Source organism: Pseudomonas sp. LB3P14, assembly GCF_054898045.1.
The window spans coordinates 7,042,898-7,062,300 of the sequence record NZ_CM142714.1 but is presented as its reverse complement, the minus strand read 5'-3'; the positions used below and the strand labels follow the sequence as shown (position 1 = coordinate 7,062,300).

Annotated in this window: 18 protein-coding genes and 1 pseudogene; 13 read left to right on the top strand and 6 right to left on the bottom strand. The window is 59.6% G+C overall.

The genetic code is table 11. From position 1 onward, the window contains the following. Positions 1–228 precede the first annotated feature (228 nt). Genes ACYZT5_RS32480 through ACYZT5_RS32470 form a run of 3 tightly spaced genes read left to right on the top strand, consistent with a single transcriptional unit; the run spans position 229 to position 5,143 of the window. Positions 229–1,587, top strand: coding sequence for a TolC family outer membrane protein (locus ACYZT5_RS32480; RefSeq protein ID WP_462048930.1), 1,359 nt, complete (start codon positions 229–231; stop codon positions 1,585–1,587). A 19-nt stretch (positions 1,588–1,606) separates the two neighbouring features. Further along, positions 1,607–3,766, top strand: a complete 2,160-nt coding sequence (locus ACYZT5_RS32475; protein ID WP_462048929.1) for a type I secretion system permease/ATPase — start codon at positions 1,607–1,609, stop codon at positions 3,764–3,766. 9 nt (positions 3,767–3,775) lie between these two features. Beyond that, complete coding sequence (locus ACYZT5_RS32470; RefSeq protein ID WP_462048928.1) at positions 3,776–5,143, top strand: HlyD family type I secretion periplasmic adaptor subunit; 1,368 nt, start codon at positions 3,776–3,778, stop codon at positions 5,141–5,143. A gap of 114 nt (positions 5,144–5,257) precedes the next feature. Here ACYZT5_RS32470 and ACYZT5_RS32465 read toward each other — a convergent pair whose 3' ends face one another. Next, a complete protein-coding gene (locus tag ACYZT5_RS32465) occupies positions 5,258–5,851 on the bottom strand; it encodes a tRNA-uridine aminocarboxypropyltransferase (protein ID WP_462048927.1) in 594 nt (197 codons plus the stop codon). 14 nt (positions 5,852–5,865) lie between these two features. Then, on the bottom strand, positions 5,866–6,762 hold the full coding sequence (locus ACYZT5_RS32460; protein ID WP_201119066.1) for a LysR family transcriptional regulator: 897 nt from the start codon (positions 6,760–6,762) through the stop codon (positions 5,866–5,868). 270 nt (positions 6,763–7,032) lie between these two features. On the opposite strand from ACYZT5_RS32460, the gene speB reads away from it, so the two are divergent. The 6 genes from speB to ACYZT5_RS32430 all read left to right on the top strand — a co-directional run bounded on the left by speB (position 7,033) and on the right by ACYZT5_RS32430 (position 12,625). Further along, complete coding sequence (speB, locus tag ACYZT5_RS32455) at positions 7,033–7,983, top strand: agmatinase (protein ID WP_131062549.1); 951 nt, start codon at positions 7,033–7,035, stop codon at positions 7,981–7,983. Between the two features lie 9 nt (positions 7,984–7,992). Continuing rightward, positions 7,993–8,415: a YybH family protein gene (locus ACYZT5_RS32450; RefSeq protein ID WP_462048926.1), complete on the top strand. Its 423-nt coding sequence runs from the start codon at positions 7,993–7,995 to the stop codon at positions 8,413–8,415. 54 nt (positions 8,416–8,469) lie between these two features. Continuing rightward, a complete protein-coding gene (locus ACYZT5_RS32445) occupies positions 8,470–9,981 on the top strand; it encodes a purine-cytosine permease family protein (protein WP_462048925.1) in 1,512 nt (503 codons plus the stop codon). Between the two features lie 145 nt (positions 9,982–10,126). Next, the gene (locus tag ACYZT5_RS32440) at positions 10,127–11,506 is read left to right on the top strand and encodes a sodium:solute symporter family protein (RefSeq protein ID WP_462048924.1); all 1,380 of its coding nucleotides are present in this window, start codon (positions 10,127–10,129) and stop codon (positions 11,504–11,506) included. A gap of 85 nt (positions 11,507–11,591) precedes the next feature. Beyond that, a complete protein-coding gene (locus ACYZT5_RS32435; RefSeq protein ID WP_462048923.1) occupies positions 11,592–12,317 on the top strand; it encodes an MBL fold metallo-hydrolase in 726 nt (241 codons plus the stop codon). Positions 12,318–12,373: 56 nt separating this feature from the next. Continuing rightward, positions 12,374–12,625 (top strand): acyl carrier protein, encoded by a 252-nt coding sequence (locus ACYZT5_RS32430; RefSeq protein WP_462048922.1) that lies wholly within the window; start codon positions 12,374–12,376, stop codon positions 12,623–12,625. A gap of 133 nt (positions 12,626–12,758) precedes the next feature. Here the strand turns inward: ACYZT5_RS32430 and ACYZT5_RS32425 are convergent, their stop codons facing one another. Beyond that, complete coding sequence (locus ACYZT5_RS32425) at positions 12,759–12,887, bottom strand: PA1414 family protein (protein ID WP_007914492.1); 129 nt, start codon at positions 12,885–12,887, stop codon at positions 12,759–12,761. Positions 12,888–13,026: 139 nt separating this feature from the next. Beyond that, positions 13,027–13,920: a putrescine utilization regulator PtrR gene (ptrR, locus tag ACYZT5_RS32420; protein WP_462048921.1), complete on the bottom strand. Its 894-nt coding sequence runs from the start codon at positions 13,918–13,920 to the stop codon at positions 13,027–13,029. A 103-nt stretch (positions 13,921–14,023) separates the two neighbouring features. On the opposite strand from ptrR, the pseudogene ACYZT5_RS32415 reads away from it, so the two are divergent. Beyond that, positions 14,024–15,204, top strand: a pseudogene (locus ACYZT5_RS32415) (MFS transporter). On the opposite strand, the gene ACYZT5_RS32410 reads toward ACYZT5_RS32415, so the two are convergent. Together ACYZT5_RS32410 and ACYZT5_RS32405 are read right to left on the bottom strand one after the other, a co-directional pair. Beyond that, positions 15,149–16,081 (bottom strand): DMT family transporter, encoded by a 933-nt coding sequence (locus tag ACYZT5_RS32410; RefSeq protein WP_462048920.1) that lies wholly within the window; start codon positions 16,079–16,081, stop codon positions 15,149–15,151. The pseudogene ACYZT5_RS32415 and the gene ACYZT5_RS32410 overlap by 56 nt on opposite strands. A 58-nt stretch (positions 16,082–16,139) precedes the next feature. Then, entirely contained in the window at positions 16,140–16,976 is an 837-nt protein-coding gene (locus ACYZT5_RS32405) for a CvfB family protein (protein ID WP_149630945.1), read from the bottom strand. Positions 16,977–17,325: 349 nt separating this feature from the next. Between ACYZT5_RS32405 and ACYZT5_RS32400 the strand changes: the two genes are divergently transcribed. The 3 genes from ACYZT5_RS32400 (at position 17,326) to ACYZT5_RS32390 (ending at position 19,398) form a co-directional block, all read left to right on the top strand. Then, positions 17,326–17,514 (top strand): hypothetical protein, encoded by a 189-nt coding sequence (locus ACYZT5_RS32400; protein ID WP_017337097.1) that lies wholly within the window; start codon positions 17,326–17,328, stop codon positions 17,512–17,514. Between the two features lie 217 nt (positions 17,515–17,731). Further along, positions 17,732–18,448 carry a TorF family putative porin gene (locus tag ACYZT5_RS32395; RefSeq protein ID WP_462048919.1) on the top strand — a complete coding sequence of 239 codons (717 nt, stop codon included), beginning with the start codon at positions 17,732–17,734 and terminating at the stop codon, positions 18,446–18,448. A gap of 80 nt (positions 18,449–18,528) precedes the next feature. Next, positions 18,529–19,398 carry a DUF6279 family lipoprotein gene (locus ACYZT5_RS32390; RefSeq protein WP_462048918.1) on the top strand — a complete coding sequence of 290 codons (870 nt, stop codon included), beginning with the start codon at positions 18,529–18,531 and terminating at the stop codon, positions 19,396–19,398. Positions 19,399–19,403 lie beyond the last annotated feature (5 nt).

Sequence of the window (19,403 nt, the reverse complement as noted above, 5' to 3'; positions counted from 1 at the left end):
GAGGAGCTCCCTAACGCTCATAAATCAAGGGCTTTCGGAGTGAACAATGTGCTGGATTTTGCGGAGCACATAAGTTTTTTTTGGCATAAGTCTTATGAGAAATACTTCTTAGGTTCTTCCTAGAATGTTCTTAGCTCTGTTGTTACAAGAGTGAAACGGTTTCACCTATAAATGCCGTCAAATAATTGGCGACTAATAAGCACCATCAGGAATCAGGGAGAGGCACCCATGCGCGTATTAACCCCCCTATGCAGCGCAATTCTGCTGGCGATGGCCTGCACTTCTCAGGCTCAAGCCATGTCATTGACGGAGGCGATCCAGAGCACCATCGCGACCCACCCGGAGCTAGCGTCGCGCGTGGACAGCCGCCTTTCAGCCGATGAGCTGGTAAAAGTCGCCAAAGGGGGCTTTTATCCATCGGTTGATCTGAATGCCGCCTACGGGCGCGGGTACAGCGATAACACCAACACGCGGGCATTCGGCAATCACCACACCGAAATCCTGACCTACACCCAATCGGAATTGCGCCTGCGGCAGATGCTGTTCGATGGTTTCAACACCTCCAACGAAGTCCAGCGCACCAAAGGCGTGGTCAATTCCCGGGCCTATTACGCTCAGGGCACCGCTCAGGATCTGGCCCTGCGCACCATTGAGGTCTACCTCGAAGTGCTCAAGCGCCGCGAACTGGTGACCCTGGCCACGAACAACCTGCAAGCTCACCTGCGGGTCAATGATCAGATCGGCCTGCGCACCCAGCGCGGTATCGGCAGCACCGCCGACTCCGACCAGTCCGTCGCTCGTCGGGCACTGGCGCAAAACAACCTCGATACCGCTGAAGTCGATCTGGCGGATGCCGAGTCGAACTTCTACGCCGTCGTGGGGCGCCTGCCCGATGAACTCGAAGCACCGCCCTCGACCCGCGGTGAATTGCCCGCCACCCTGCAGGAAGCCCAGCAAAGCATGGTGGAAAACAACCCGTACCTGAAATCTGCCCAAGCCGATGTGCAATCGGCCGAGAGCCAGTACGAAGTGGCCAAGTCGCCGTTCTACCCTCGTTTCGACGCCGAAGCCGCCGTGGGTGCAAACAACAACGTGCAGGGCGATGAAGGCCACGACAACGAATGGCGGGTCGGCGTGGTGATGAACTACAACCTGTTCCGCGGTGGCAGCGACAAGGCTCGCCTGGCCTCCGATGCACACCAGATCAACCAGGCGATGGACATCCGCAACAATGCCCTGCGCCAGCTCAACGAGAACATTCACCTGGCCTGGAACGCCATGGTCAATGCCAAGAAACAAACCCCGACCGCCCGCGAATACGCGGATACCAGCCGACGCGTGCGCGTGGCGTATCAGGACCAGTTCGGCCTCGGCCAACGCACCCTGCTCGACTTGCTGGACAGTGAAAACGAGCTCTACAACGCCAACCGCCGCTACACCGAAGTGCGCTACACCGAGGAGTACTCGATGTACCGCGTGCTGGCGAACATGGGTCAGTTGCTGAGCAAACAACGGGTGGTGTTGCCCGCCGATGCCATCGCATCGACCGAAGTGAAAAACGAAGCCCGTTTGCCTGAACTGAAATAGCTCACTGGGAGCGATCAATGTGACCAGCATGGAATCCGGCAATATCGGTGTCGATCCGCGCCTGAGCTTCGATGACCCGCTTCTGGACGGTCTGTTGATCCTCTGCAAACTCCACGGCGCGACGGTCAGTCGCGCCAGCCTGAGTGCCGGCCTCCCCCTGCACAAGCAACGCTTGAGCCTGGACCTGCTGCCTCGCGCAGCGGCCCGGGCCAGTTTGCAGGCGCGATTGCTGCGTCGTGAACTGGCGGATATTTCCGCCCTCAACCTGCCTGTGATGCTGATCCTCAACAACGGCCGCACCGCCATTCTGCGACGCTTCGGCGATGACGGTCAGTTGCTGATTCTGCCCAGCGAAGCCGACGGCGGTGAACAATGGGTCAGCACGGCCGAGCTGGCCGAGAATTACAGCGGCCAGGCCTTGTTCGCGCGGCCACGGCATGAACTCGAAGACTTGCGCTCACCGCTGGTGCCACGCGTGGAGGCGTGGTTTCGCGACACCTTGAAGCTGTCGAAGTGGTTGTACAGCGACGCGATTCTGGCGAGTTTTTTGATCAACCTGCTGGGGTTGATGGTGCCGCTGTTCGTGATGCAGACCTATGACCGGGTGGTGCCGAACCAGGCCACGTCGACCTTGTGGGTGCTGTCCATCGGCTTGCTGATCGGCACCGGTTTCGAACTGGCGCTGCGAGTGGTTCGCGCGCACTTGCTGGACTCAGCCGGGAAGAAAACCGATGTGATCCTTTCCGCAACGTTGTTCGAGCGCATCACCGGCATGGCGATGAAAGCGCGCCCGGCGACCATTGGCGGCTTCGCCCAGAGCATCCATGACTTCCAGGGCCTGCGCGAATTCCTCACCGCGGTGACGCTGACCAGCCTGATCGACCTGCCCTTTGCCGTGTTGATGCTGGTGGTGATCGGCCTGCTCGGCGGCTGGCTGGTGGTGATTCCGCTGCTGGCGTTTCCGATCACGATCCTCTTCGCGATGGTGATTCAGGTGCGTCTGCGCGACACCGTGCAGAAAAGCCTGACCCTGGGTGCCGAACGCCAGGCGCTGCTGATTGAAACCCTCGGCGGCCTGGAAACCCTCAAGGCCTGCAGCGCCGAAAGCGAACGCCAGCACAAATGGGAAAGCACCCACGGCGCCCTCACCCGCCTCGACAGCCATGCGCGCAACCTCTCGGCGCTGGCCACCAACGGCACGCTGTTCATCCAGCAATTCTCCGGCATGGCGACCATCATCGCCGGGGTCTACAGCATCATTGCCGGCAACCTCAGCGTCGGCGCGCTGGTGGCGACCTACATGCTCGGCAGCCGGGTGCTCGCGCCGCTGGGGCAGATTGCCGGTTTGATCACTCGCTATCAGCAAGCGCAGCTGACCATGAAAAGCACCGATGCGCTGATGTCCTTGCCGCAGGAACGCGACGCCAAACAACGACCGCTGGAGCGCACACAACTGCAAGGTGCGCTGGACGTCAGCAGCGTGACGTTCCACTACAACGGCCAGAACGCTGCCGCCCTGGCCAACATCAGCTTCAGCGTGAAACCCGGCGAGCGGATCGGCATCATCGGTCGCAGCGGCTCGGGCAAAAGCACGTTGGCGCGGCTGGTGATGGGTTTCTACGCACCGGAAGAAGGCCAGTTGCTGCTCGATGGCCTGGACTTGCGGCAACTGGACGTCGCCGACCTGCGCCAGCAGATCGGTTACGTCGCCCATGACCTGCCGCTGTTGGCCGGCAGCCTGCGCGACAACCTGACCCTCGGCGCCCGCTACATCAGCGACTCACGGATGCTCGAAGTCGCCGAGCTGACCGGCGTCACCGAGCTGGCGCGTCAGCATCCGCAAGGCTTCGACCGGCCAGTGGGTGAACGCGGACAACTGCTCTCCGGCGGGCAACGTCAGGCGGTATTGCTGGCCCGCGCGCTGTTGCTGGATCCGCCGATCATGTTGCTCGACGAACCCACCAGTGCCATGGACAACAGCAGCGAAGATGTCCTGCGGCAAAAACTCCACGGCTGGGTCCAGGGCAAAACCCTGCTGCTGGTGACCCACCGCACCTCGATGCTCAGCCTGGTGGATCGGCTGCTGGTGCTGGACAACGGGCGGATCGTCGCCGACGGTCCGAAAGAAGCGGTCATCGATGCACTGCGCAAGGGCCGTGTCGGCTCTGCGGCTGTCTAGGAGCGACCCATGGCCCGTTCATCGTCGGACAAATCACAAGACCGGGGTTACTTCGGCAGTTTCAGCAAAAGCGCCGAAAGCGAATTCATGCCGGAAACCGCCGGTGCCTCGTTGCAGGATTCTCCACGCTGGTCGCGCATCACCGTGTGGCTGGCGGCAGCGCTGATTATCACGGCGGTGGTCTGGGCCAAGTTTGCGGTGCTGCAGGAAGTGACCATGGGCGAAGGCAAGGCGATTCCGTCGAGCAAAGTCCAAGTGATCCAGAACCTGGAGGGCGGCATCGTCACTGAGATCTTCGTTCGCGAAGGGCAAATGGTGAACAAGGGCGACACCTTGCTGCGCCTCGATGACACGCGATTCCTGTCGAATAAGGGCGAAAGCGAGGCGGATCGTTATGCGCTGACCGCGCAAGTCGAACGGCTGTCGGCCGAGGCTGAAGGCCGGCCGTTCAAGCTGTCCCCCGAAGTGATCGCCAAGGCGCCGCAAGTGGCCGAAGACGAGCGCTCGCTGTACGAACAACGGCAGCGTCGATTGGCCAGCGAACAACGCACGCTGAGTGAGCAACTTCGGCAGAAAACCCAGGAGTTGGCGGAGTTCCGCTCCAAACAGGGCCAATACAGTTCAAGCCTGGCATTGCTGCAACAAGAGATGAACATGTCCGCGCCGCTGGTGGGCAGCGGGGCCGTTTCGCCGGTGGAAATTTTGCGACTCAAACGCAGTGCAGTGGAGATTCGCGGCTCATTGAACGCCACGACGCTGGCGATTCCCCGTGCGGAATCGGCGATAAACGAGATCAAAAGCAAGATTGATGAGTCCGAACAATCCTTCCGCTCCGATGCCGCGAAAGAGCTGAATGAAAAACGCACCGACCTGTCGAAAATCACGGCATCGAGCATTGCTATCGATGACCGAGTGACCCGCACCACCGTGGTGTCGCCGGTTCACGGGATTATCAAAGTACTGAAGGTCAACACCATCGGCGGCGTGGTTCAGCCGGGCAGCGACATGGTGGAAATCGTGCCACTGGAAGACAATTTGCTGATCGAAGCCAAGGTCCGGCCACAGGACGTCGCGTTCCTGCATCCGGGGCAGAAAGCGATGGTCAAGTTCAGTGCTTACGACTACACGATTTACGGGGGGTTGAGTGCGAAGCTGGAGTTGATTGGGGCGGACACAATTACGGATGACAAGGGCAACAGCTTTTATCTGATTCAGGTTCGGACGGATAAAAACCATTTGGGTGGGGATGTGAAACCGTTGCTGATTATTCCGGGGATGGTGGCGACGGTGGACATCATTACCGGGGAGAAAAGTGTGTTGGATTACTTGCTCAAACCGGTGTTGAAAGCCCGGACCGAGGCGATGCGCGAACGTTAACCACCGATCGTTCCCACGCTCCGCGTGGGAATGCATCCAGTGACGCTCTGCGTCACATTCGGGAAGGGACGCGGAGCGTCCCGGGCGGCATTACCACGCGGAGCGTGGGAACGATCATTGTCCGTGATTACGCTGAAAAACCTCCTCCCCCATCGCCGCAATCTGCCCCTCGATCAAGGCTTCGAACGGCCGTAGCAATGGTTCGAAAGTGGTCGGTGCTTCAAGTGTTTGCAACGCCTGAACAATCGCTTCCACCGTCGACAACGCGCCCGGCCCCGGTGCCTTGCGCAATCGATACCTCGACACCCCGCCCTCCGCCAACGTCACCCTCGGCAACGCCGCCAACAACGGATTGAGGTGCAGCATCTTGCGCGCCTTGCGCCAGGTGCCGTCCGGGACGACCAGCAATAACGGTTGATCATTGGCGGTGTAAGTCTGCAACGGCTGCGCATCATCGGCAGGAAACAGCAGTCGCGCCTGATAGCCCGGCCGGTTCAACAATGCCGGCAAATCCTCGAACACTTCGCCCACAATCAACTCGGCATTCCTCAACCCCAACGCCGCCAACCGCGCGGTGTTCAGCGCATGGTTCACTTCACTGGGATGCTGCAACAGCAACACCCGAGTGCGGCTGTCGAGGCTCGGGATCAGCGGGCACAGGCAATGGGTTTGCGGACGTAGGCAGCGTGGACATTGGATTCTGGACATTGCTTCTTTTTCCGTTAAGCGGCCTGATTGAGCTGAGCTTTGAGCAAATCGCGAAAGGTCTGGATCAGCGGTTCGCGGCTGCGGCCACGGCGCACGATCATCGAGAACGGCGCCTGATAACCGAAGGTCGCCGGCAGCAGCACCCGCAAATCGCCCTTATCCGCCCACGCCTGGGCGTAGTGCTCCGGCAGGTAGCCAATATAGGCACCGGACAGCACCAGAATCAGCTGGGCTTCCATACTTTCCACGGTCGCGGCGCTGTGTTTGAAGCCGTGACGGGCCAGTTCGGCCTGGCTCCAGTAACCGCGGCCGACCATGCGCTGCTGGGTAATGACCTGCTCGGGAATGCGCCGCTCGGTGAACAGCGGATGACGACTGCTGCAATACAACCAGTGTTGTTCGCGGTACAGCGGCATGTACACCAGACCGCTCATGCGCGTGGAGAACGCGCCGATGGCCAGGTCGAGGCGGTTGTCCTGCACGCCGAGTTGCAGTTCGTAAGGGCTCATGACCGACAGGTGCAAATGCACGGCCGGGTGTTCCTGACTGTAGGCGCCGATGGCTTCGGCGAAGGGCAAAGCCTTGTCGCTGACGGTGGAATCGATCACCCCCAGATTCAGGGTGCCGCGCAGTTCGCCTTTGAGGGCGGCGGCGTATTGTTCGAAACCTTCGAGTTCGCCGAGCAGGCGCAGGGTTTCCTGATGGAACAGTTCGCCCTTGCTGGTCAGGCTGAAACCACCGCGGCCGCGATGGCAGAGGACCAGGCCGAGGGCAGCTTCGAGCTGGCTCATGTAGGTGCTGATGGCCGAGGTCGAGAGGTTGAGCTCTTGCTGGGCGCTGGCAAACCCCTGATGGCGAACCACGCTGACGAAGATGCGCAACAGTTTCAGGTCGGGTAATGCGTTGGCCATGGGGCACTCCGTAGATCGTTCCCACGCTCTGCGTGGGAATGCCGCCTCGGACGCTCTGCGTCCGCTTCGAGGGTGTGACGCGGAGCGTCACGGGATGCATTCCCACGCAGAGCGTGGGAACGATCGATATCAAGTCTATCGCCGTCATCGGCATTAGTTTAGAAAAATCTGAACTAAGTATTTGCCCGTAGCGATTCTTCCAGCCCACTACATTTCGCAGAATCGGCCCCTAATACAGCTCTTAATATAAAAAAGATGAGGCCTGAACCCGTGGACAAGATTCTTCACCAACCACTGGGCGGCAATGAAATGCCGCGCTTCGGCGGCATCGCCACCATGATGCGACTTCCCCATTTGCCAACCGCTGCCGGTCTGGATGCTGCCTTCGTTGGCGTCCCGCTGGACATTGGCACGTCTCTGCGCCCTGGCACCCGTTTCGGACCTCGCGAAATCCGCGCTGAATCGGTCATGATCCGCCCGTACAACATGGCCACCGGCGCTGCACCGTTCGACTCGCTGTCAGTCGCTGACATCGGTGACGTGGCGATCAACACGTTCAACCTGCTGGACGCCGTACGGATCATCGAAGAATCCTACGATGCCATCCTCGAACACAACGTGATCCCGCTGACCCTGGGCGGCGACCACACCATCACCCTGCCCATCCTGCGTGCGATTCATAAGAAGCACGGCAAGGTCGGTCTGGTGCACATCGATGCTCACGCCGATGTGAACGATCACATGTTCGGCGAGAAAATCGCCCACGGCACCACCTTCCGTCGCGCTGCCGAAGAAGGCCTGATCGACTGCGATCGCGTGGTGCAAATCGGTCTGCGCGCTCAGGGTTACACCTCTGAAGACTTCAACTGGAGCCGTAAACAGGGCTTCCGCGTGGTTCAGGCTGAAGAGTGCTGGCACAAATCCCTGGCACCGCTGATGGCCGAAGTTCGCGAGAAAGTCGGCGGCGGTCCGGTGTACCTGAGTTTCGATATCGACGGCATCGACCCAGCCTGGGCACCCGGTACCGGCACCCCGGAAATCGGTGGTCTGACGACCATTCAGGCGATTGAGATCATTCGCGGCTGCCAAGGCCTCGACCTGATCGGTTGCGATCTGGTAGAAGTCTCGCCCGCGTACGACACCACCGGCAACACCTCGCTGCTGGCCGCCAACTTGCTGTACGAAATGCTCTGCGTACTGCCTGGCGTGGCCCACCGCTGAGGATCGGTCATGAACGAACGTGATCAGGTATTGAAAGCTGCCGCCGATCTGGTGACAGCCTTTGCCGGTAATGATCGCGAAGCCTACTTCGGCGCGTTCAGCGCCGACGCCAGCTTCGTGTTCTACACCCTCGAGCAGCCCCTGCTGTCGCGCGATGCCTATCAGGCGTTGTGGGACACCTGGCGCTCGGAGGATGGCTTCGAGGTGCTCTCGTGCACCTCGAGCAACGCCTTCGTCAGCCTGCAGGGTGACGTGGCGATTTTCATCCATGACGTGGCCACCGAGCTGCGCATGCAAGGGGAGCAACACTTCAGCCAGGAGCGCGAGACGATTGTTTTCAAGAAACAAGCGTCTGGCCTAGAACAACAAGGCCTATGGCTGGCCTGCCACGAACATTTGTCCGCGATGCCGGAAGGGCTGCCAACCCCTTAGCCAAACAGGTGACGCTCACACACGATGAGCGCGCCTTTATGATCGGAGCTGATCATGAATAACAACAACAAAGACCAAAGTCTTACGCACATTGAAACCTACGGGGTCGAACAGATCCCGGACAGCGAACGCACCGCAGGCCCGACGGATTTGTTCCGGATGATCTTCGGTGGTTCCAACACCTTTGCCACCGCCGTGCTCGGCAGTTTCCCGGTACTGTTCGGCCTGTCTTTTCAGGCGGGCGTCTGGGCGATTGTGCTCGGTGTGCTGCTGGGCTCGCTGATCCTCGCGCCAATGGGCCTGTTCGGCCCGATCAATGGCACCAACAACGCCGTGTCTTCCGGTGCGCACTTTGGCGTGCACGGGCGGATCGTCGGTTCGTTTCTGTCGCTGTTGACCGCCATCGCCTTCTTCTCGCTCTCGGTGTGGAGTTCGGGTGATGCGTTGATCGGTGGCGCCAAACGCCTGATCGGTCTTCCGGAAACCGACCTGACCCTGGGCCTGGCCTACGGCCTGTTCGCGATCCTGGTGCTGACCGTTTGCATCTACGGCTTCCGCTTCCTGCTGTGGGTCAACAAGATCGCGGTGTGGAGTGCCAGCCTGTTGTTCCTGCTGGGCATCTTCGCCTTCGCCGGCCCTTTCGATGTGAACTTCGCCGGCACCGTCAGCATGGGTCAACCGGGTTTCTGGGCGGCCTTCATCGGCGCTGCGCTGGTGGCGATGAGCAACCCGATTTCCTTCGGGGCATTCCTCGGTGACTGGTCGCGCTACATTCCGCGTGACACCTCCAAGCGCCGGATCATGGCCGCCGTGGTGATCTCGCAGATCGCCACCTTCATCCCGTTCCTGTTCGGCCTGAGCACCGCGACCATCGTGGCGATCAAGGCACCGGACTACATCGCCGCCAACAACTACGTGGGTGGCCTGCTGGCCGTCTCGCCGAGCTGGTTCTTCCTGCCGGTGTGCCTGATCGCCGTGATCGGCGGCATGTCCACCGGCACCACCTCGCTCTATGGCACCGGGCTGGACATGTCCAGCGTGTTCCCTCGTGTGCTGTCGCGAGTCAAGGCAACGCTCCTGATCGGCGTGATGTCGATTGCTTTCATCTTCATCGGGCGCTTTGCTGCGAACCTGGTGCAGAGCGTGTCGACCTTCGCCGTACTGATCATCACCTGCACCACCCCGTGGATGGTGATCATGATCATCGGTCTGCTGGTGCGTCGCGGCTTCTACTGCCCGGATGACCTGCAAGTGTTCACCCGCGGCGAGAAAGGCGGTCGTTACTGGTTCACGCATGGCTGGAACTGGCGTGGCCTGGGCGCCTGGATCCCGAGCGCACTGGTGGGTTTGTGCTTTGTGAACCTGCCGGGGCAGTTTGTCGGTGTACTGGGCGATCTGGCTGGCGGTATCGACATCAGCCTGCCGGTCACCCTGGGCCTGGCCTCGCTGGTGTACCTGGCGCTGCTGAGTCTGTTCCCGGAATCGGCAGCGGTATTCGGTCCAAACGATGCACGCAGCAAGAGCGCGGATTCGCTCGCTAAACCGGCTATCAGCCAACCAGCTTGAACTGTAGGAGCGAGGCTTGCCCGCGAAGAACGATAACGCGATCGACCTGACCGACCGCGGTGCTTCCTTCGCGAGCAAGCATCGCTCCTACACAAAAGATTGATTTTCGCCTCACCATAAAAAAGACAATCGGAGACACGCCATCATGGCTTTGGATTTATTCGTCGTACTCATCTACGCCGCCGCGATGCTGATACTCGGCTACTACGGCATGCGCAAGGCCAAGACCAACGAAGACTTTTTGGTCGCCGGTCGTAACCTCGGCCCGAGCCTTTACATGGGCACCATGGCCGCTACCGTTCTGGGCGGCGCATCTACCGTCGGCACCGTGCGCCTGGGCTACGTCCATGGCATCTCCGGTTTCTGGCTCTGCGCCGCACTGGGTTGCGGGATCGTGGCGCTGAACCTGTTCCTCGCCAAACCGCTGCTGAAACTGAAAATCTACACCGTTACCCAGGTGCTGGAAAAACGCTACAACCCGATGGCCCGCTCCGCGAGCGCGGTGATCATGCTGGCGTATGCGCTGATGATCGGCGTGGTCTCGATCCTGGCCATTGGCACCGTGCTGCAAGTGCTGTTCGACCTGCCGTTCTGGCTGTCGGTATTGGTCGGCGGTGGCGTGGTGGTGATTTATTCGGCGATCGGCGGCATGTGGTCCCTGACCCTGACCGACATCGTCCAGTTCGTCATCAAGACCGTGGGCCTGATGTTCATCCTGTTGCCAATATGCCTGTACCGCGTCGGTGGTTGGGACGAGTTGGTGTTGAAACTGCCGGCAACCGCCTTCAGCTTCACCACGATTGGCTGGGACACCATCATCACCTACTTCATGATCTACTTCTTCGGGATCCTGATCGGCCAAGACATCTGGCAGCGTGTGTTCACCGTCAAGAGCGCCAAAGTGGCCCAGGTCGCCGGTACATTCGCAGGCTTCTACTGCATCCTTTACGGACTGGCCTGCGCACTGATCGGCATGGCCGCTCATGTGCTGATCCCAGACTTGGACAACGTCAACAACGCCTTCGCCGCCATCGTCAAACTGTCCCTGCCGGACGGTATCCGTGGCCTGGTGATTGCGGCTGCCCTGGCGGCCATGATGTCCACCGCAAGCGCCGGCCTGCTCGCCGCCGCCACCACCCTCACCGAAGACCTGCTGCCGAAACTGCGCGGCGGTAAACAGTCGAGCCTGGGCATCAACCGCCTGTTCACCCTGCTGACCGGCATTGTGGTACTTGGCATTGCGTTGGTAGTGAACGACGTGATCAGCGCGCTGACCCTGGCGTACAACCTGTTGGTGGGCGGCATGCTGATCCCGCTGATCGGTGCAATCTTCTGGAAACGCGCAACCACCGCCGGCGCCATCGCCAGCATGGGCTTGGGCTTTGCCACCGCGCTGGTGTTCATGATCAAGGACGGTATGGACGCCAACACCCCGATCTACTACAGCCTCGGCGTGGGTCTGGTGAGTTTCGTCGTGGTCAGCTTGCTGTCCCGTCGCCCTGCAGTGGTGGCCAGCGCCGCCTAAGCTGAACATAACGACTTGATGCTTTCTTCGACGGGTGTGGCGTCGGTTGCCACACCCGTTTTTTTTCGTCTGGAGAAAACCTTTGATGAAGATTGTTTCTCGCGATCAGTGGTTCGAGGTCAAGCAGCTCAGTGATGGCATTCGGCTGATTCACGAGCCTTACATCCGGCCCTTCTATCGCTGCAACCTCTGGCACATTCAGGGCCGCGAAAAAGACTTGCTGTTGGACAGCGGTTCCGGGCTAGTGAGCCTGCGCGAACAACTGCCGTGGATCACCGAGCGGCCGCTGGTGGCGGTGGCCAGTCATTGCCATTTCGACCACATCGCCGGCCATCACGAATTTCCCGAACGCTTGGTACATCCAGCCGAAGCGCAGATTCTCGCGTCGCCGGACGGCGAAAACACACTGAGCAAGGCGTTTGTCGGTGACGAGATGTTCGAGGCTCACCCTGACTGCCCGTTGTGCTATGCCGAGTATCGGGTCAAAGCGGCCCCTGCCACCGGGTTGATTGAAGAAGGCGACGTGCTGGATCTGGGTAACCGCACGCTGCAAGTGCTGCACACGCCGGGGCATTCACCGGGCGGCATCAGCCTGTACGAAGCGGCGACCGAGACCCTGTTCAGCGGCGACATCATCTACGACGGGCCGCTGATCGAAGACGCCTACCACTCCAACCTCGACGACTACGCCCGCAGCCTGCAGCGTTTGCGCGAGTTGCCTATCCGCACGGTGCATGGTGGGCATTTCGGGAGTTTTTCCGGGGAGCATTTGCACACGATGATTGACGAGTGGCAGCGCTCACACGCCTGAAGCCTGCTGTACTCAAGCGCAGGGACAACAAACAATAACGCCCTCGAAGAATGCCCATGAAAAGAGCTGCCGTTCGTGCCGTCGTGCATCGTTTCATCAGCCGCCTGCTGGAGGGTCAGCATGACTTCGACGACAACGCCAGCCTGGCGCAATTGGGATTGGATAAAGAAGATGTCGAAGAGCTGATCTTCCGTCTGGAAGATGAACTGGGTTTGACCGCGTTTACGGCGGAGGAAGACCAGATGCTCAAGACCGCCAGGACGGCGAATGACTTGAGTCGGTTTTTGATCGAGATCGGAAGGCATTGACCTATAGACCGCCAAGATCGTCCGAACGCGGCCCGAGCCTTCGGCAGCTCCTACAGGTACAGGGGCAATCGCAGCATTGGCGCTACTCCCTGTAGGAGCTGCCGAAGGCTGCGATCTTTTAGGCCTTGACGCGTTACCGGCGGCGCTGCTGGCGTCGGCGTTGTTCGTCGTCAGTGCGAATGGGCACAGGTTGCAGAGGCGGTTCGATCAAACCGAGTGCGACACCCAAGTCGTGCAGCCAGTTTTGGATTTTCTCTTTCATGGTGCCCCCTTCAGGGTAGTGCCGAGTGGCCAAAATTCTGTAGCCACTTCGCACTGATAATAGTCCGAAGTCCTACGCAATGCTCGCCCAAAGTCGCAATGATCTGTTACTGAATTGATCAAAATACCTGACCGATAGTTCAAGCCATCGCCCGAGCCTGGCTTGGCGCTGACGGATAGGCCAATTGTTGCTGCTCAAGCCACGCGTTCAAATTCGCCCCGACCATGCCTTTGCGCCACATCAGCCACGTGGTGGCACTGGCAAACGGCTCGGCCAACGGATGCACCGCCACGCTTTCGCGGCCCGGCAGGCTGGCAAGCATCGATTCCGACATCAGCGCCACGCCTGAGCCGGCGATCACGCAGGCGAGCATCCCCGGATAAGACTCGATCTCCATCGCCCGGCCCATGGCCGCATGGTAATGGGCAAACCAGGCTTCCAGGCGCATCCGGTAGGAACAACCCTGCCGAAAGGTGAACACCGACCGCCCTTCCACATCCAGCGCACTGAGGATCGGCGGGTGATCGGCCTCGCTGATCAGCACCAGCCGTTCGTCGCACAACGGCACGCCGTCCAAACCGGCCAGCTCCAGCGGTCCGTCCACCAGCGCCGCATCGAGACGCCCGGTGAGCAGACCTTCCAGCAATTCACCACTGGGGCCAGTCTGCACTTGCAGGTTCACCGCCGGGTAAGTGCGGTGATAACGCGCCAACAACCCCGGCAGATGAATCGCCGCCGTGCTGTACATGGTGCCGAGCACGAAGTCACCGGCCGGTTGCCCGCCCTGCACCGCCGCTTGAGCTTCGTCGTGCAGATTGAACAGCTTGGTGGTGTAGTCCAGCAGGACTTTTCCCGCAGGCGACAACTGCAAACGCTGACGTTCACGCAGGAAAAGTTCGACACCGAGTTGCTCTTCCAGCTGTTTAAGCCGGGTCGACAGGTTCGACGGCACCCGGTGCAGGCATTCGGCAGCGCGGGTGATGGAACCCTCCTCCGCAACCGCCTGGAAAATCCGCAATTGGCTGAATTCCACACCTTTCTCCAAATCAGAACAAGTTACTCACTATTATTCATTTTAAAAGAAAGTCAATCAGTCCTAGCCTGACGGTCATTGATCCTCTGCTGGAATTCAGACTATGTCCCCTCTGATTCGCTTACTCGCCAGTTTCATCGCCCTGATGATGGCCATGGGCATCGGGCGTTTCGCCCTGACGCCGCAATTGCCGCACCTGCTCAGCGAAGGTCAGATCGACCTGACCGCCGCCGGTCTGATTGCGGCGGCCAACTACCTCGGCTACTTCGTCGGTGCGGTGGACGCGATGTTCTCTCGCCGCCCCGAGCAAGTCCGCCGACGTCTGCTGGGTGGCTTGTGGCTGTGTGTGCTGCTGACCCTGGCGTCCTTCTGGGCCAATGGGTTTTGGTCGCATCTGGTGCTGCGTTTCGGCACCGGCGTGGCCAGCGCCTGGGTGTTGGTGATGATCACCGCGTTGAGCCAGCCACTGGCCGCGGCGGCCGGTCGTCCACGGCTTGGCGCACTGGTATTTGCCGGACCGGGTCTGGGGATTTTTCTGACGGGGTTGTTGGCGTTGGTATCGAACCTGCTGGGGCAAACCTCCGCAACCTTGTGGCTGATATATGCCGGCGTCGCTCTGGTGATGCTGTTGGGCATTCTGCCGTTCCTGCCGCAACCGACCGCCACGGTGGTAGCAGCACCGACCGTTACTACGCCAGGTAACCAAGGCATCGGCCGTTTAGGTGTGATCTACGCCTTGTACGGTTTGGGCTACATCATCCCGGCCACTTTCCTCTCGCAAATGGCCAACGCGCAGTTTCACGGTCAATGGATGGCGGATCTGTTCTGGCCGTGCTTCGGCCTGGCGGCCGCTTCCGGCGTGGTGCTGGTGAGTTTGCGTCGACATAACCCGAACGCTACCCGTCATTGGCTGATCGCGACGTTGTGGCTGCAAGCCGCCGGGGTATTCGCCTGCCTGTTGGGCAGCGGTCCTGGCCTGGCATTGGGCGTGATCCTCTGCGGCACGCCGTTCCTGGCCTGTATGCAACTGGTGATGCAACGCTCCAGGGAACTGGCGCCCCACGCCACCCAGCGCAACGCCGGGCTTTTGACCGCGTGCTTTGCCGTGGGCCAGCTAGCGGGCCGTTGCTGGCGGCATTGAGCAGCCACTTCAGTGGCGAATTGCAGCCAGCGCTGGTGTTCGCCGGCAGCGGTTTGATTGTCGCCGGAGGTCTGTTGTTGCGTCCGGTCAGCTCTGCCCGAGGGCTTTGCGCAAGCGACGGCGCACCCACTGCTCAGCGCTGACAAACGTGATACCCAGCAGCACCAGCACCGCACCGATGACAAAGTTGAAGCTCAGCGCTTCGCCCAGCAGCACCACACCGAACGTGACACCGAACAGCGGCGTCATGAACGAAAACACGGCCAGGTTCGCCGCCAGGTAACGACGCAACAGCCAGAACCAGGTCAGGTAACTGAAGAACGACACCACCAATCCCTGAAACAACACACTGGCCACCGCCACGGTGGTCAGGCTGACATGGGTGACCTGGCCGCTGAGGATCGCGATCAGCAACAGGCCTACGAAACCGACAATCAATTGATAGAACAGCGTCAGGGTCACCGGCGCTTCCGACAGGCGCGAAGCGCGCACCACCACGGTGGTCGCACCCCAGGACGCGCCGGCCAGTACGCCCAGCGCATCGCCCATCAACATACGGTGGTCGAGGTTGTCCCACGACACCCCACCGGCAAACGCAATGGCGATCCCGACGAAGGCGAGGAAAATTCCCAGCCACTGGACCGGCCTTAAACGCTCACTCGGCAACAACCAATGAACGCCCAATGCGGTGAAGATCGGCGCTGTGTAAAGGAACACTGACATGTGCGCGGCCGTGGTCAGTTGCAAGCCTTCGGAAATGAAGAAGAACTCCAGGCCAAAAAGCGCGCCAGCCAGTAGTCCACCGCGCCAGGTGTTGCCCACTTGATCCCAGCCACCCTTCCAGCAGATCAACAATCCTACGAGCAACGCGGAAATACCCGAACGCCCGGCGGCCTGCATGACCGGCGCGATGTCTGGCGCCGCCCACTTGATCATCACCTGCTGAATACCCCAGATCAGGCACAACCCAATCATTACTTGCAGGGCAAACCCATCGGCGCTGCGCCGGGTGGCGCTCACAGGAACACCTCGACAACACAAAACATGGCAGTACTCGCAACAGGGGGCCGGCGCGAGGTTAGCTCAGTTCAATGCGATCGGCATGAATGACGATCTGGCCGTTCTTGTACAACGCACCAATGGCCTTTTTGAAGTTGCCTTTGCTCACGCCAAACATACTGCTGATCACCGTCGGGTCGCTCTTGTCGCTGACCGGCAGGCTGCCATTGTTGTCGCGCAACTTGGCGAGGATCTTCGAGTTCAGGCTGGTGGCGGCTTCTTCGCCGACCGGTTGCAGGCTCAGGCTGATCTTGCCGTCGGCGCGGACTTCTTTGATAAAGCCCTTCTCTTCTTTACCGGCGCGCATGAACTTGAAGATTTCGTTCTTGTGGATCAGGCCCCAGTGCTTGTTGTTGATGATCGCCTTGAAGCCCATATCGGTGGCTTCGGCAACCAGCAAATCAACTTCCTGGCCAGGGGTGTAGTTGCCCGGGGTCTTGTCGAGGTAGCGGTCCAGACGTGCCGTCGCGGTGATGCGGCGGGTGTGCTTGTCGAGGTAGACGTGCACCACCACATACTCGCCGGCGGTCATCTGGCGCTTTTCTTCGGAGTACGGCAGCAACAGATCCTTCGGCAAGCCCCAATCCAGGAAAACACCGATGCTGTTGACTTCAACGACTTTTAAACTGGCGAACTCACCGACCTGAACTTTCGGCTTTTCGGTAGTTGCGATGAGTTTGTCATCGCTGTCCAGATAAATAAAAACGTTGAGCCAATCTTCATCTTCGCTGGGAATATCTTTGGGAATATAACGATTAGGCAGGAGGATTTCGCCATCCGCGCCACCGTCCAGATATAAACCGAAGTTAGTGTGTTTAACCACTTGCAAACTGTTGTAGCGCCCGACTAAAGCCATTTCCAATACCCTCATTGCGTGGGCGGCATTCTACCCGGTTTTGCGGGCCGCGTTCGCTGGCCAGCCCGGTGGCGCAAGAAAATCCTCTGAAGGGCTTAATTTTCCTGGGTTTTACCGCGTGCGCCTGGCCGCTCGTCAGGCCGATCCGGCGACTTGCGCACCTGCTCGCCAGGCAGAAAACTGTCTTTTCACGATCGTTCTTAGTTAAAACAGCAGCTTAGGGGCCTATCCAGAATAATAACTTGCGTTTAATTCTTCATTTGCCCTGTGTATTTCGGGGGGATATTTACCAAGCAATTGTCAAGTATTTCCTGTACGATGCCTGGCCAAGTTAATTTTCTATAGGTTAATGGCCGCCATGCGTGTAAAAGCATCCAACAGCAAAGCAAAGCCAGCTCCAGCCGTTGAAACCAGCGAATCGATCAACAACCAGATTGCTGCGTTCCTCAAGTCCGGCGGCGAGATCCAGCAAATTGCCAAAGGCGTCAGCGGCCAGACGTTCGGCCCGTCCAAGCAGATCACTCTGGGCAAGAAGTAACTTCCCCAAGATCCGCCGCGTCACCTGGTCCCTAAGCGCTTTGAGCTTCGAAGCGCTTGGACTGGAACCCTCCCGCAATACCCCATCAAACAAATCAGTATTTCAAAAATCGACGAACGGCCCTCGATGCCGAGCATTCGCCGGTATGCTTGCACACGTCTAGATCAAGCGTTTCAGTAGGTTTTAGTGCCTGCTCCTCGCTGTCATGGAGTGACGCATGCTCAAACCCTCCTATTTATTGCTCGGCACCCTGCTGTCGTGTTCGGTCGCCAATGCGCAAATCTTTCAGCGTGAACTGGGCGACTTCGATCTCAAACTCGGCACCACCCCCAGCCGCAGCATGGCCCAGGGGCTGGTCAAACCTTCCAGCACCGGCTCGTTCCACGGTGGTCTCGACCTGAGTCACGACAGCGGTTTTTACGTGGGCCAATGGGCACCGAGCATGGGTTTAACGCCAGGCGCCAACCTTGAAGTCGACTCCTACATGGGCTTTAAACAGCCTTTCGATAATACCCTCGGGTACGAAGTCGGCATGATCCGTTACAGCTATCCGAAAGTGGACACCCTCGACAGCCAGGAGCTTTTCGGTGGCCTGACCTTTCTGGGCAGTCGTTTCGGCGCAGCCTTCAGCAACGACCCGGACAAACAGAACAGCACCGTGTTCGCCGACCTGGGCGGCAATCAGCCGTTCGGCATCGGGATCAGCATGAAATACACCACCCACCAGCTCAACACGCCGGTGTCCGTCGACGGTGGATATGTCGGCAGTTTCACCGACTGGTCCGTGCAACTTTCCCGCCCGTTCATGGGCGTCGATCTGGACCTGATCTACAGTGACTCCAGCTTGAGCGGCAACAGCTGCTCCGCCTATTCCGGGCACAACAGCCAATGCGACGGGCTGCTCACCCTCAAGGCCGAACGCGCCTTTTATTGATCGGCTGAACTGCGAGGCTCATCCTGCGTTCACATAGAGAAGCCCATTAAAAAAGCCAGGCCTTCGCAAAGGATTAGCCCATGTCGCACTGGTTGAAGTATCTCGCGGTCGTTATCACCCTCAGTCTCGCCCTCGGTGCGTGCAGCCGCGTGGGCCTGGCCTATCGCAACCTCGACGTGATTATTCCGTGGACGCTCAGCGACTACCTGGACATGAACGGCGAGCAGAAAGACTGGTTCAACGAGCGCCTCAAGGAACACCTGAGCTGGCACTGCACCACGCAACTGCCGGGCTACCTCGATTGGCTGGATCGCTTACAGGTCATGGTCGAGACCAACCAAGTCACCGACGCTGCGCTGCAAACTCGCACCCAGGAAGCCAAACAGGCCATCGCCCAGACCGCCCGGGAAATTACTCCGTCAGCCATTGAGCTGTTACAGGGGCTGGATGACAAACAAGTCGCGGAGATGAACGACGCCTTCGCCAAGGACCAGCACAAACGCCAGGAGCAATACCTCAAACCGTCTCTCGATCAACAGATCAAGGCGCGCAGCCAGCGTATGGAAAAACGCCTGAACGACTGGCTCGGCCCGCTCAGCGCAACCCAGCAGCTACGCGTTGTCGCGTGGTCCAACGCCTTGGGTGACCAGAATACGCAATGGATCGCCAACCGCGCCCATTGGCAGAAACAGTTCAGTGCGGCGGTTGCGCAGCGCCAGAGTCCAGAATTCCCACAGAGAATCGAGACGCTTCTGGTGAATAGAGAGAGCTTGTGGACGCCGGCGTACCGTCAGGCCTACGCAAGCACCGAAGCGCAGGCACGAGGATTGATGGTGGATTTAATGGCCGAGAGCACGCCGGCCCAGCGGCAGCGGCTGTTGAAAAAGATTGAAGGGGTGCGCAAAGACTTCAACGATTTGAAATGCCTGAAAGCCGCCCAACAAGGCTAAGCCCA

Excerpts from the sequence above, each read along its gene's own strand:
- ACYZT5_RS32480 (WP_462048930.1), top strand. The coding sequence starts at position 229 with ATGCGCGTATTAACCCCCCTATGCAGCGCAATTCTGCTGGCGATGGCC.
- ACYZT5_RS32470 (WP_462048928.1), top strand. The coding sequence starts at position 3,776 with ATGGCCCGTTCATCGTCGGACAAATCACAAGACCGGGGTTACTTCGGC.
- ACYZT5_RS32465 (WP_462048927.1), bottom strand. The coding sequence starts at position 5,851 with ATGTCCAGAATCCAATGTCCACGCTGCCTACGTCCGCAAACCCATTGC.
- ACYZT5_RS32460 (WP_201119066.1), bottom strand. The coding sequence starts at position 6,762 with ATGGCCAACGCATTACCCGACCTGAAACTGTTGCGCATCTTCGTCAGC.
- ACYZT5_RS32450 (WP_462048926.1), top strand. The coding sequence starts at position 7,993 with ATGAACGAACGTGATCAGGTATTGAAAGCTGCCGCCGATCTGGTGACA.
- ACYZT5_RS32445 (WP_462048925.1), top strand. The coding sequence starts at position 8,470 with ATGAATAACAACAACAAAGACCAAAGTCTTACGCACATTGAAACCTAC.
- ACYZT5_RS32440 (WP_462048924.1), top strand. The coding sequence starts at position 10,127 with ATGGCTTTGGATTTATTCGTCGTACTCATCTACGCCGCCGCGATGCTG.
- ACYZT5_RS32435 (WP_462048923.1), top strand. The coding sequence starts at position 11,592 with ATGAAGATTGTTTCTCGCGATCAGTGGTTCGAGGTCAAGCAGCTCAGT.
- ACYZT5_RS32430 (WP_462048922.1), top strand. The coding sequence starts at position 12,374 with ATGAAAAGAGCTGCCGTTCGTGCCGTCGTGCATCGTTTCATCAGCCGC.
- ACYZT5_RS32425 (WP_007914492.1), bottom strand. The coding sequence starts at position 12,887 with ATGAAAGAGAAAATCCAAAACTGGCTGCACGACTTGGGTGTCGCACTC.
- ACYZT5_RS32405 (WP_149630945.1), bottom strand. The coding sequence starts at position 16,976 with ATGGCTTTAGTCGGGCGCTACAACAGTTTGCAAGTGGTTAAACACACT.
- ACYZT5_RS32400 (WP_017337097.1), top strand. The coding sequence starts at position 17,326 with ATGGCCGCCATGCGTGTAAAAGCATCCAACAGCAAAGCAAAGCCAGCT.
- ACYZT5_RS32395 (WP_462048919.1), top strand. The coding sequence starts at position 17,732 with ATGCTCAAACCCTCCTATTTATTGCTCGGCACCCTGCTGTCGTGTTCG.
- ACYZT5_RS32390 (WP_462048918.1), top strand. The coding sequence starts at position 18,529 with ATGTCGCACTGGTTGAAGTATCTCGCGGTCGTTATCACCCTCAGTCTC.